The 13015-nt window shown below is 59.1% G+C and carries 11 protein-coding genes; 4 read left to right on the plus strand and 7 right to left on the minus strand.

Annotation, left to right across the window (positions count from 1 at the left end):
- The first annotated feature begins 409 nt into the window (after window positions 1-409).
- Window positions 410-2086 carry a fibronectin type III domain-containing protein gene (locus tag Q7W83_RS13265; protein ID WP_473656182.1) on the plus strand — a complete coding sequence of 559 codons (1677 nt, stop codon included), beginning with the start codon at window positions 410-412 and terminating at the stop codon, window positions 2084-2086.
- A gap of 38 nt (window positions 2087-2124) precedes the next feature.
- Here the strand turns inward: Q7W83_RS13265 and Q7W83_RS13270 are convergent, their stop codons facing one another.
- From Q7W83_RS13270 to Q7W83_RS13295, 6 genes are all read right to left on the minus strand, one after another.
- The gene (locus Q7W83_RS13270; RefSeq protein ID WP_473656183.1) at window positions 2125-2766 is read right to left on the minus strand and encodes a DUF1345 domain-containing protein; all 642 of its coding nucleotides are present in this window, start codon (window positions 2764-2766) and stop codon (window positions 2125-2127) included.
- 305 nt (window positions 2767-3071) lie between these two features.
- Entirely contained in the window at window positions 3072-4091 is a 1020-nt protein-coding gene (locus Q7W83_RS13275; protein ID WP_150630472.1) for a branched-chain amino acid aminotransferase, read from the minus strand.
- 242 nt (window positions 4092-4333) lie between these two features.
- Window positions 4334-5716, minus strand: coding sequence for a dihydrolipoyl dehydrogenase (lpdA, locus tag Q7W83_RS13280; protein ID WP_473656184.1), 1383 nt, complete (start codon window positions 5714-5716; stop codon window positions 4334-4336).
- Window positions 5717-5733: 17 nt separating this feature from the next.
- On the minus strand, window positions 5734-7005 hold the full coding sequence (locus Q7W83_RS13285) for a dihydrolipoamide acetyltransferase family protein (protein ID WP_150630474.1): 1272 nt from the start codon (window positions 7003-7005) through the stop codon (window positions 5734-5736).
- Complete coding sequence (locus Q7W83_RS13290; RefSeq protein ID WP_150630475.1) at window positions 7006-8064, minus strand: alpha-ketoacid dehydrogenase subunit beta; 1059 nt, start codon at window positions 8062-8064, stop codon at window positions 7006-7008.
- 1 nt (window position 8065) lies between these two features.
- Entirely contained in the window at window positions 8066-9301 is a 1236-nt protein-coding gene (locus tag Q7W83_RS13295) for a 3-methyl-2-oxobutanoate dehydrogenase (2-methylpropanoyl-transferring) subunit alpha (protein WP_150630476.1), read from the minus strand.
- Window positions 9302-9486: 185 nt separating this feature from the next.
- Here Q7W83_RS13295 and bkdR point away from each other — a divergent pair, with 185 nt between their 5' ends.
- Complete coding sequence (bkdR, locus tag Q7W83_RS13300) at window positions 9487-9975, plus strand: Bkd operon transcriptional regulator BkdR (protein ID WP_017339472.1); 489 nt, start codon at window positions 9487-9489, stop codon at window positions 9973-9975.
- A 102-nt stretch (window positions 9976-10077) separates the two neighbouring features.
- On the opposite strand, the gene Q7W83_RS13305 is transcribed toward bkdR, so the two are convergent.
- Window positions 10078-10941: an MBL fold metallo-hydrolase gene (locus Q7W83_RS13305; protein ID WP_150630477.1), complete on the minus strand. Its 864-nt coding sequence runs from the start codon at window positions 10939-10941 to the stop codon at window positions 10078-10080.
- Between the two features lie 160 nt (window positions 10942-11101).
- On the opposite strand from Q7W83_RS13305, the gene Q7W83_RS13310 reads away from it, so the two are divergent.
- Together Q7W83_RS13310 and Q7W83_RS13315 are read left to right on the plus strand one after the other, a co-directional pair.
- A complete protein-coding gene (locus Q7W83_RS13310) occupies window positions 11102-11908 on the plus strand; it encodes a sulfite exporter TauE/SafE family protein (RefSeq protein WP_150639986.1) in 807 nt (268 codons plus the stop codon).
- Between the two features lie 175 nt (window positions 11909-12083).
- Window positions 12084-13015, plus strand: a 932-nt coding sequence (locus Q7W83_RS13315; protein WP_473656185.1) for a porin family protein, incomplete at its 3' end; no start/stop codon positions are given.

The following is a 13015-nucleotide window of genomic DNA, read 5'->3' on the forward strand; positions in this document are numbered from 1 at the left end:
ACGAAGCGCCCAACGTTGACACCTCGACCAGGCCCGCTTTAGCACAACCCAACCTGTCGCACCACTATCAGGGTTGATAGTGGTGCGAGCGACAGGCATCAGTTTCACTGTGTTGAACTTACCTTGCGCGAGCAGGCACTCCATGAGCAGTGACGACGTATCCGGCAGCCCAACCGAAACGCTGACTAAATCGGTCTCTGGCTCTGAGGTGCGAATTTGCGCTCCCGGTGGTGTACGAGGACTGCGCACCTCACCCAGTACTGCCCAGTTGACTTGGGACGAACCCTACGCCACGTGCCATTTATGTCCGGATGCAATTGGGTACGAAGTATACGGATGGGGTATCGCCCGACAGCGTGTGCTCCGGCCACCCTGCGAACTAAGTGGGTTAAACGCAGGCGTCGAATATTTGCTTTATGTCACAGCCAAAGCAGCCGGGAATAATATTTCAGTACCCAGCCCTTTGCGCTTGTTCAAACTGACTGCGCCTACTAAACCGGGCACGCTGGAATTGCGCAACTCGACCCATGCCTCGATGACGTTGTCTTGGTCGCCTTCAGTGCCTGCATGGGGGGGCACAAGCTACAGAGTTTACCTGAATGGAACACTCGTTAAACGGGTCACCGATCCCGAAGTCAAACTCACGCACCTGCAAAGTCATACCGTCTATAGCGTTGAGGTGCGAGCGGTTAACAGTGCAGGGGTGTCCGAACCAAGTTTCGCCACCTTCAGAACCAGGCTGCGCCCGCCCTCCAACCTGAGATTCAGTCAACGCAATGGCAACTGCAGACTGCTATGGGACCCGGCTTTCAAAACATTCCCAAGCCATGAACTCTCCATCAATGGCCAGATTTTTACTACTGCCCCGGGGGTTTGTTGGCACTACTTTAAACTGGTGGATGTTTCGCCCGGCACCGTTCCCCACCACCTGAAGTTCGAGGTCCATGCTCAGCTGGACGGGGAAGTTTCCGATGTCAGTCGGCTGGAGAAAACCGTGGTGGACGACGTTCCTCCGGATCAGCCCGGAACACCCGTCGCCAGCGACATCAGCGACAACTCGGTGACCCTGAAGTGGGAGCCCTCCAGTGACGATATTGGCGTGGCCCGCTATCGGGTCGTCCTCAATGGATTGCTTCTTTTCCATACCCCGAACACTCATTTCACGTTTACACAGTTGACCAGCGGTGCCTATCACTGGGTGTTCGTGCGCGCCCAAGACAAGGATGGAAACCTGTCCGATCCTAGTCAGGCTACCGTGTTCAAAACCACGGGGCAGGCTCCTGCACCCAGGCCCCTTGCGCCGGAGGTAAGCGTCACAGAGATGAACTCCACTTCGGTCTTATTGAAATGGATTTACCCAGAGGAAAATCCCGTCATTGGCGTAAGAGTCCTGCTGAATGACGAGCACTTGAAGGACATCGTTGCCCTTGATTACTATCGCGTGAAGAACTTGATCCCAAATGTCGAGTATTCGATCAGCATTGCGGCATTCGACGTTTTTGGGCAACTATCCGAACCGACCGTTCTGGTTCATGTGCCAAAGGATGTAACCCCACCCAGCAAGCCGGAAAATCTGAGTGCGACCGAGGTAACCATTGATTCCGTCACGTTGGCGTGGGAGGACTCAACAGATGATTTTGGTATTCATGAATATGTGATTTACAACAACCATGAATACTTCGACCGTACGCCGCTGACTCGCTATACCGCCGTCGACTTGCTTCCGGGCACGTACTCATTCGAGGTATGCGCAATGGATTTGTCCGGTAATGTGTCTGAGCCTGCCGCATTATCTGTGATGATCGAAGGCCAGCCGACGAGCGCGCCGTCCAACTTTCGGTTTACCCAGGCCACAGGGACGCTGCCTATACCAACCCTTAAATGGGATGCCCCCGCTAATATGGATAATGTTGTTCGATATGACATCGTCTTGACCGGACCCATGGGAACCGCTCTTCCATACAATACAGCTCGGACATTTCTGCAGCCTCTCCTGCTTCCGCGCACCCGATACGATGTCAGTATTACAGCTCTTAATGAAATCGGAAGTTCATTGCCGCTGATTGCAGATATAACCACGAAGTAAAGGGTTGCGCTTACGGGTGTCGAAAGGTCAGCGCACTTTCATCCAAACAACCCCGCAGCAATATTGATTGAAAACCCGAGAATTGCCGTATTGAACAGAAAACCGATCAACGACTGCGCCAGCACGATCTTGCGCAAATCGCGGGTCGCCACGCCGACGTCAGAGGTCTGCACCGCCGCGCTGATGGTGAACGAGAAATACAGGAAGTCCCAGTAGTTGGGGGTGGTCAGGCCTTCGGCGAAGCGCAGTGCCGGGGCTTTGCCTTCCCAGGTGTAGAACAGGCGTGCGTAATGCACGCTGAAAATCACGCCGATCAACAACCATGAGCCGATCACGGTCAATGCGGTGAAGCCGTAGTGCAGCAGCTTGGGCGTGGTTTCCAGGGCCTTGCTGCCGGCCAGTTCGAAGGTGATGGTCGCCAGGCTGGCAATCGCGGCGACGCATACCACCAGCAGCACCAGCCCGGCATTCTCGTCTTCGACTTCGGCAATGCGTTTCACATCCGGCGCTTTGGCGCGCGCGGCGAGCCAAAGCATCAGCACCAGATATGACCAGACCCCGGCGTTCCAGCCGAACAGGATTTTACTGATGATTGAATCGGCCGGAGCCAGAATGCCCACCGCCACGCCAAGAGTGGCGGCGGCGGACAGGCGAGGGTGGGTGCGGGCGAGGAAGGGCATGGAGGCTCGATGCATCAAGACGTTGCAAACACCTTAGCCCAGCGCGCTGCGTTGTGACCAATCCTGAAACCAACGAAGAGCTTTGTGGGGAGCGAGCAGGCTCGCTCCCACAGGGGATGGGTGGTGTGGGGGTAGAAACCGGAGACATCCTTTACGTTTTAAACCGGAGACATCCTTTACAGGTGTGAAATACACAAAACACCCTGCGAAAGCGTAGCCCTCGCAGGGTGTGGGGGTGACCATCTCATTAGCCCACCCGACGCATTCGCGAGGGGTGGGCTTTTTTTAGTGCTTGAAACGCTGGGTCAAACCTTGACGATCCAGCCTGCAGGCGCCTCGACGTCGCCAGTCTGTACGCCCGTCAGCTCTTTGTAGAGCTTCTGGGTGACCGGGCCGACTTCGGTTTCGCTGTGGAACACATGCAGATGGTCGTTGTAGCTGATGCCGCCGATCGGGGTGATCACGGCAGCTGTGCCGCAAGCGCCGGCCTCCTTGAAGTCGGACAGCTTATCGATGAACACGTCGCCTTCAACCACTTCCAGGCCCAGACGCGTCTTGGCCAGTTCGATCAATGACAGACGGGTGATGCCCGGCAGTACCGACGGCGAGTTCGGGGTCACGAACTTGTTGTCGTGGGTGATCCCGAAGAAGTTGGCCGAACCGACTTCCTCGATTTTGGTGTGGGTCATCGGGTCCAGGTAGATGCAGTCGGCGAAATGCGCCTTCTTGGCCTGGGAACCTGGCATCAGGCTGGCGGCGTAGTTGCCACCGACCTTGGCCGCGCCGGTGCCTTGTGGGGCGGCACGGTCGTAGCTGGAGATCAGGAAGTTGTGCGGGGTCAGGCCACCTTTGAAGTAGGCACCGACCGGGATGCAGAAGATCGAGAAGATGAATTCCGGTGCGGTGCGTACGCCGATGTTGTCACCCACGCCGATCACGAACGGACGCAGGTACAGCGCGCCGCCAGTGCCGTAAGGCGGGATGAAACGCTCGTTGGCACGGACCACGTCCTTGCAGGCTTCGATGAACTGCTCGGTGGACACCTGTGGCATCAGCAGGCGGGCGCAGCTGCGTTGCATGCGTGCGGCGTTCTGGTCCGGGCGGAACAGGTTGATCGAGCCGTCCTTGCAACGATAGGCCTTCAGGCCTTCGAAGCACTGCTGGCCATAGTGAAGGGCAGTGGAGCCTTCGCTGATGTGCAGCACATTGTCTTCGGTCAGGGTGCCTTTGTCCCACTCGCCATTACGCCAGTGCGACAGATAGCGCTTGTCTGTCTTGATGTAATCAAAACCCAGCTTGTCCCAATTGATGCTTTCGTTACCCATGACACCCTCTATCACTGAACAACCGTCGAAACGGTTCAAGGCTTCTGACGTTTTTTGGATGGGGACAACAATACTTCATTCCGGGCCCATTTCGCAGCCCGGACTATCGGATGACAGGCAGATAAATCGAGTTGGTCGCGAGAAATCGCTAGCAGGCCAGCTCCCACAGGAGAACGCATTCCAAATGTGGAAGCTAGCCTGCTAGCGATGGGGCCATCTCTGCCGCCATCCATTGTTCTGAATCACAGGTGCAGCGCATGCCCCAAAGCACGCAACGCCGCTTCCTGCACCGCTTCGCCCAAGGTCGGATGCGCATGGATGGTGCCGGCAATGTCTTCCAGCCGGGCGCCCATTTCCAGGCTCTGGCCAAACGCGGTCGACAGCTCCGAAACACCCACGCCGACCGCTTGCCACCCGACAATCAGATGATTGTCCCGACGAGCGACCACGCGCACAAAGCCGCTTTTCGATTCCAGCGTCATTGCCCGGCCATTGGCCGCGAACGGGAAGCTCGAGACGATGCAGTCCAGGCCCGCCGCCTTGACGTCGTCCGGGGTCTTGCCGACCACCACCAGTTCCGGGTCGGTGAAGCACACGGCGGCGATAGCGGTCGGGTTGAATTCGCGGGTTTTACCGCTGATCAACTCGGCCACCATCTCGCCCTGAGCCATGGCCCGGTGTGCAAGCATCGGCTCGCCGCTCAGGTCGCCGATGGCGTAGACGTTGCGCATGCTGGTCTGGCAGCGGTTGTCGATCTTGATCGCCGAGCCATTCATGTCCAGATTCAGCGCTTCGAGGTTCCAGCCCTGGGTGTTCGGTTTACGACCGACGGCTACCAGCACCTGATCGGTTTCCAGGTTCAGGGTGTCGCCGCTCGGCTCCAGAACCTGGAGCATATTGCTAGAGGAATCAAAGCCTTGGACGCTGTGCTTCAAGTAAAGCTTCACGCCAAGTTTTTTCAGTTCATCGTGAACAGGTTGGGTCAGTTCGGCGTCGTAGGCTGGCAGGATGCGATCTTGCGCCTCGACTACGCTGACGTCGGCACCGAGCTTGCGATAGGCAATCCCCAGTTCCAGACCGATGTAACCGCCACCGACCACGACCAGGCGTTTCGGTATAGCAGTCGGCGCCAGAGCTTCGGTGGAGGAAATGATCGGTCCGCCAATCGGCAGCATCGGCAGATTCACGCTTTTCGATCCGGTGGCCAGCACCAGGTGTTCGCACTGAATCCGCGTGTCGCCGACTTCAACGGTCTTGCCGTCGATCACTTTCGCCCAGCCCTGAATGACCTGAACCTTGTTTTTCTTCAGCAGCGCCGAGACGCCGGTGGTCAGGCGATCAACGATGCCATCCTTCCACTCGACGCTTTTGCTGATGTCGAGGGTCGGCGCGGAAACGCTGATACCCAATGCCGAGTTTTTGCTGTGGTGCTGAGTCTGATGGAATTGTTCGGCAACGTGAATCAGCGCCTTCGACGGAATGCAGCCGATGTTCAGGCACGTCCCGCCCAGCGATTCGCCTTCCACCAGAATGGTCGAAATGCCCAACTGACCGGCACGAATCGCCGTTACATAACCGCCAGGGCCGCCGCCGATGATCAATAGTGTGGTGTTCAGAGATTGCATGCCTGCTCCATTAATAATTAGTCCACGAACAGGGTGGCGGGTTGTTCGAGCAGGCCACGCACGGCCTGGATGAATTGCGCCGCGTCCATGCCATCGACCACGCGATGATCGAAGGAACTGGAGAGGTTCATCATTTTGCGAATCACGATCTGGCCTTTGACCACCATCGGGCGTTCGACGATTTTGTTGACGCCGATGATCGCCACTTCCGGCAAGTTCAGCACTGGCGTACTGACGATCCCGCCCAACGCGCCGAGACTGGTCAGGGTGATGCTTGAGCCGGACAACTCATCGCGGCTGGCCTTGCCGTTACGCGCGGCGCTGGCCAAACGGGAGATTTCTGCGGCGTTGTCCCACAGGCTGCGGGCTTCGGCGTGACGCACCACCGGCACCATCAAGCCGATGTCGGCTTGAGTGGCGATGCCGACATGCACCGCGCCGAGGCGGGTGATGACCTGGGCTTCGTCGTCGTAACGGGCGTTGATCTGCGGGAAGTCGCGCAGGGCGACGACCAGAGCGCGGACCAAAAATGGCAGCAAGGTCAGCTTGCCGCGGGTCGCGCCGTGTTTTTCGTTCAGGTGGGCACGCAATTCTTCCACGGCCGTGACATCGATTTCCTCGACATAACTGAAGTGGGCAGCGCGCTGAGTGGCGTCCTGCATGCGCTGGGCAATCTTGCGACGCATGCCGATCACCGGGATTTGTTCTTCGTCGTTACGCTGTGCATACGCGGTGGTGGCGGTCGATGCATTCGACTGACCTTGCACCAGATAGGCGTCGAGGTCTTCGTGCAGCACGCGACCGGCAGGGCCGGTGCCACGTACCAGACGCAATTGAATGCCGAGGTCCAACGCATGTTTGCGCACAGCCGGGGAGGCCAGCGGACGCTCGTTGGCCTCGCGAGCCACCATTGGGCCCTGGCAGACGGCTGCTCGCGGCGCTGCAGCAGGAACTGGTTTGCTTTCTACAACGGCTTCGGCTTTCGGCGCCGGTGCTTCTTTCGCGGCGGCAACCACAGGCTGAGCCGACTCTTTAACGTTGCCCGCGCCTTCGACTTCAATGCTGATCAGGACGCTGCCCACCGCCATGACTTCGCCGGGCACGCCGCCCAGCGCAATCACCTTGCCGTGCACCGGCGAAGGGATGTCGACCATCGCCTTGTCCGTCATCACATCCGCCAGCACCTGATCTTCGACGACCATGTCGCCGACCTTGACGTGCCACACCGACAATTCAACTTCTGCAATGCCTTCACCAATGTCCGGCATTTTAATAACGTGCGTGCCCATTCAGACCTCCATGACCCGTTTCAACGCCGCGCCCACACGGGACGGACCAGGGAAATACGCCCACTCTTGCGCGTGCGGGTAGGGGGTGTCCCAACCGGTGACGCGTTCGATTGGCGCTTCCAGGTGGTGGAAGCAATGCTCTTGCACCAGGGCGACCAGTTCGGCGCCGAAGCCGCAAGTACGGGTCGCTTCGTGAACGATCACGCAGCGGCCGGTTTTCTTCACCGACTTGACGATGGTTTCCAGGTCCAGCGGCCACAGGCTGCGCAGGTCGATGACTTCAGCGTCGATCCCGGTTTCTTCAGCGGCGACTTGCGACACATAAACGGTGGTGCCGTAGGTCAGGATCGTCACGTCCTTGCCCGGACGGGTGATGGCGGCGACGTCCAGCGGCACGGTGTAATAACCGTCCGGGACCTGGGCGGCCGGGTGTTTCGACCACGGTGTTACCGGGCGGTCGTGGTGGCCATCGAACGGGCCGTTGTACAGACGTTTTGGCTCAAGGAAGATCACCGGGTCATCGTTTTCGATGGAGGCGATCAGCAAGCCTTTGGCGTCGTACGGGTTGGACGGCATCACCGTGCGCAAGCCGCAGACCTGAGTGAACATCGCCTCGATACTCTGGCTGTGGGTCTGGCCACCGTAGATGCCGCCGCCGCAAGGCATGCGCAGGGTCATCGGTGCGGTGAACTCGCCGGCCGAGCGATAACGCAGGCGGGCAGCTTCGGAAATGATCTGGTCCGACGCCGGGTATACGTAATCGGCGAACTGGATTTCGGCTACCGGACGCAAACCGTAAGCGCCCATGCCCACGGCAACGCCGACGATGCCGCTTTCGGAGATCGGCGCGTCGAATACGCGAGAGGTACCGTATTTGTTCTGCAGGCCTTCGGTGCAGCGGAACACGCCACCGAAATAGCCAACGTCCTGGCCGAACACCACGACGTTGTCGTCACGCTCAAGCATCACATCCATGGCCGAGCGCAGGGCCTGGATCATGGTCATGGTGGTCGTGGTCATGGCGGTTTCCAACTCGATTTTATTGTTGTGATCGTTCATGTCAGATCCCCAACTCTTGACGCTGGCGCTTCAAGTGCTCCGGCATCTCTTTGTAGACGTCTTCGAACATGGTCGCGGCGCTTGGAATCTGGCCGCCGGCGAGGGTGCCGTACTGCTCGGCTTCTTTCTGTGCGGCGATGACTTCGGCTTCCAGTTCAGCGCTGACAGCGATGTGTTCTTCCTCCGACCAGTGACCGATTTTCACCAGATGTTGCTTGAGGCGCGCAATCGGGTCGCCCAACGGGAAGCAGCTCCAGTCGTCGGCGGGACGGTATTTGGATGGATCATCGGACGTCGAGTGTGGGCCGGCACGGTAGGTGACCCATTCGATCATGGTCGGGCCGAGGTTGCGGCGAGCGCGCTCGGCGGCCCAGGCAGAGGCAGCGTAGACCGCGACAAAATCGTTGCCATCGACCCGCAGGGAGGCAATGCCGCAACCGACGCCACGACCGGCAAACGTGGTGGCTTCACCACCGGCAATCGCCTGGAACGTCGAGATTGCCCACTGGTTGTTGACCACGTTGAGGATCACGGGCGCACGGTAAACGTGGGCGAAGGTGAGGGCGGTGTGGAAGTCGGATTCAGCCGTGGCACCGTCGCCGATCCAGGCCGAGGCGATTTTGGTGTCGCCCTTGATCGCCGAGGCCATGCCCCAGCCCACGGCTTGTACGAATTGGGTGGCAAGGTTGCCGGAAATGGTGAAGAAGCCGAAATCCTTGACCGAATACATGATCGGCAACTGACGGCCTTTGAGCGGATCGCGCTCGTTGGACAACAGTTGGCAGATCAGATCGACCAGCGGCACTTCGCGTGCCATCAGGATGCTTTGCTGACGGTAGGTCGGGAAGCACATGTCATCGACGTTCAAGGCCAGGGCCTGGCCGCTGCCGATGGCTTCTTCGCCAAGGCTCTGCATGTAGAACGACATTTTCTTCTGGCGCTGGGCGACGACCATGCGGTTGTCATAGATCCGCGTCTTGAGCATGGCACGCATGCCTTTACGCAGGATCTCGACCGGGACGCCTTCGGCCCACGGACCGAGGGCATTGCCCTCATCGTCGAGCACGCGAATCAGGCCTTTGGCCAAGTCGGCCGTGTCGGCGGGTTCTACGTCAATGGCGGGTTTGCGCACCGTGCCGGCGTCAGTCAGACGCAGGTAGGAGAAGTCGGTTTTGCAGCCTGGGCGGCCCGAAGGTTCGGGAACGTGCAGGCGCAGCGGTTCGTACGCTTGGTTCATGGCTTCTACGCTCGATCTTGTGAATTTCTTGTAGTGAGCTGACCGTCATTCCGCTGTGGAGGAAATCTTGTCCTACAACAATCATAGGCCCGGCCAAGAAGAATATTTCTCTCTGTTTCGTTGCGCTTGAGATCATTTGAGGATAAAAAATCTGCATAAACACAAAAAACAGGTGGTTTTGTCTCATGCGCAAACTGGACCGTACCGACATCGGCATTTTGAACAGCCTTCAGGAGAACGCCCGCATCACCAACGCTGACCTTGCTCGCTCGGTGAACCTGTCGCCGACGCCGTGCTTCAACCGGGTCAAGGCGATGGAAGAATTGGGGCTGATCCGCGAGCAAGTGACGCTGCTGGATGCCGATCTGCTGGGGCTGCACGTGAACGTGTTCATTCACGTCAGCCTGGAAAAACAGGTGGAGGAGGCGTTGCAGCATTTCGAGGAGGCGATCTCGGATCGCCCGGAAGTGATGGAGTGCTATTTGATGGCGGGTGATCCGGATTATCTGATCCGGGTGCTGGTGCCGACCATTCAGTCGCTGGAGCGCTTCATGATGGATTTCCTCACCAAGGTTCCCGGCGTGGCCAACATCCGTTCGAGTTTTGCGCTCAAGCAAGTGCGCTATAAAACTGCGCTGCCGTTGCCGGCGAACGGGTTGACCCTGGCCAATTGACCTGTCACCGATTCACTCAACACCACACACCTGCAGGAGCCTGGCTTGCTGGCGATGGCGGCTTCGGGATTGCCATCGCCAGCAAGCCGGCTCCTACAAGGGTCAGAGTTTGTTCAGGGGGATTTTCAGGTAAGTGATGCCGTTATCCTCGGGCGGCGGAAAATTCCCGGCGCGTACGTTTACCTGAATCGCTGGCAACAGCAGCGTCGGCATGCCCAACCCCGCATCGCGCTGGGTGCGCATGGCGACAAACGCGGCTTCGTCGATGCCGTCGTGAACGTGAATGTTGCGCTTGCGCTGCTCGCCGACCGTGGTCTGGCATTGGGGCTCGCGCGCTTCAGGCGGATAGTCGTGACAAACGTAAAGCCGCACGCTGGCCGGAAACGCCAGCAGCTTCTGGATCGAGGCAAACAACTGGCTGGCATTGCCGCCGGGGAAGTCGCAGCGCGCAGTGCCGACATCCGGCATGAACAACGTATCGCCCACCAGAATGACGCTGCTGTCGATCAAATAGGCCATGTCCGCCGGGGTATGACCGGGTACATGCAGCGCCGTGGCCTTGAGGTTACCGATCATGAACGATTCGTCCGGGGCGAATAGATGATCGAACTGCGAACCGTCCACGGCAAATTCCGGCTCAAGGTTGAACAGGTTCTTGAATACCCCCTGAACCTTGCTGATCGACTGACCAATCGCAATTCTACCGCCCAGCTCCCGACGCAGGTACGGCGCGGCGGACAGGTGATCGGCGTGGGCGTGGGTTTCCAGCAGCCATTGCACCTGCAGCTGATGTTCACCCACGAACGCGATGATTTTATCGGCCTGAGTGGTGGCGGTGCGCCCGGCAGCCGGGTCGTAGTCGAGCACCGGGTCGACGATCGCACACTGGCCGCCATCAGCTTCGTAGATCACGTAACTGTAGGTCGACGAGGCGGGGTCGAGGAAGGCTTCAATCAAGGCGGGCATGGCGACCGTTTCTTTTGGGACGGGTGTTCAGGGTAGTTTCATTTTCCCTGCGCTGACCAGCCCCGATCAATTCAATGCAGGAAAAAACCTGCGCGGGCTCTATCCTGTCAGTCATCGATACCGGGCGTTCCCGGCCCTTTTCACGGACCACGAGCATTTTATGTTGCTGGCAAGCTTTTTTGGTGTGGTCATGGGCCTGGTCCTCGGATTGACCGGTGCCGGTGGCGGCATTCTTGCGGTGCCGGCACTGGTGCTGGGGCTGGGTTTTACCATGACTCAGGCGGCCCCCGTCGCCTTGTTTGCGGTGGGAAGCGCGGCGGCGGTCGGGGCGATTGACGGGTTGCGCCATGGCCTGGTGCGTTACCGTGCGGCACTGTTGATTGCATTGCTGGGGGCGATTTTTTCACCGGTCGGCATCTACTTCGCCCACCAGTTACCGGAAAGGATCCTGATGATTCTGTTCAGCCTGCTGATGGTCATGGTGGCCTGGCGGATGCTGCGCCGCGAGCGCCAGGACGAAGGCCCGAGCGACCACGGCCACGCCAATTGGGGCCAGAAAAACTGCATGCTCGATCAACAGACCGGGCGCTTTTCCTGGACGGCCAAGTGCACTGCGACTCTCGCGGCATTGGGCGCGGTGACCGGTGTGGTCTCCGGGCTGCTCGGGGTCGGCGGCGGTTTTCTGATTGTCCCGGCGTTCAAGCAACTGACCGATGTGCAGATGCGCGGGATTGTGGCGACGTCCCTGATGGTGATCAGCTTGATTTCCGCCATCGGCGTGATCGGTGCGTTTCAGGCCGGGGTGCGGATCGACCGTCTGGGCGTAGCGTTCATCGTCGCGAGCATCGTCGGCATGATCATTGGCCGACAGCTTGGCGCCCGAGTTCCGGCCAGGGCCCTGCAAATCGGCTTCGCCAGCGTCTGCGTCGTGGTCGCTGCCTACATGCTGCTCAGAGCCGGACTCTAGCCGTCTTACACCCAAAGTTCCGGGCCCTCGTCGCGGTCCGGTCTTACGTCGAAATTGCTGCACGCCACCCGCCACGCCAAAGCACTTCAATACCCCCTCCAAGGCAGCGTATGACGCCGCCGGTCAGCTTTCGATAATCGCCTCCGACATCCAGTCCCCCCGCTCGGAGCGCGTCATGCACAACAATAAGAATTTCAAGCATCGTTACTTGCCAGCCTTGATCGCCGGCCTGTCGACCCTCGGTTTGAGCTCGATAGCCGAAGCCGAGATCATGCTGTACGACAAGGACCAGACCACATTTTCCACCGACGGCTACATCAATGCGTTTTACGTGAACAGTGATGTGGACCGCGCCGGTGATCAATACGATCGTCGACAGGCGCGGGTCAAAATGGGCTTTCTGCCCAACTACCTGGGCTTCAACATGGGCAAGCAGGTCGATGATCTCAAGCTCGGCGCCCGGGCGTCGTTCTGGGTGACGATCAATGACAGCGAAACCAACGGCACCGACACGGCCATCGATGTGCGGCAGTTCTACGGCACGGTAGCCAACCCGGAATGGGGCGAGGTGCTGATCGGCAAGGACTTCGGCCTGTTTGCCCGTTCCAACATCCTGCTCGATGAATTGCTCGCCGGTTACGGTCAGGTCAGCGATACCCTGGGGTTGGTGGACGGTGGCGGGGTGTCGTTCGGCAACATCGGCAGCGGTTATCCGTACCCGTTCCCGACCTCGCAGATCACCTACCGCACCCCGGTGATGGACGGCTTGCGAGTGGCGGTGGGGATCATGGACCCGGTGGACACCAACGACAGCAGCCCGACCGGCAAGGCCTATCAGGAAAACCCGCGCACCGAGAGCGAGGTCACCTATCAGTTCGACCTCGCCGGGGCGAAGATTTACAGCTGGGTCAACGGCAGCTATCAGACGTCGGAAAACACCGATTCCACGGTGCAATCCGTGACCTCCAAAGGTGTCGGTTACGGCGTTCAAGCGAAAATGGGCGGTTTATCGCTGACCGGTTCCGGCTTCCAGGCCAAGGGCATCAACCCGTTCTTCACCAACAACGCCGGCGAACCGACGTTGCGCAACGTCGACAGTGACGGTTA

The organism is Pseudomonas sp. 300, from assembly GCF_055803035.1.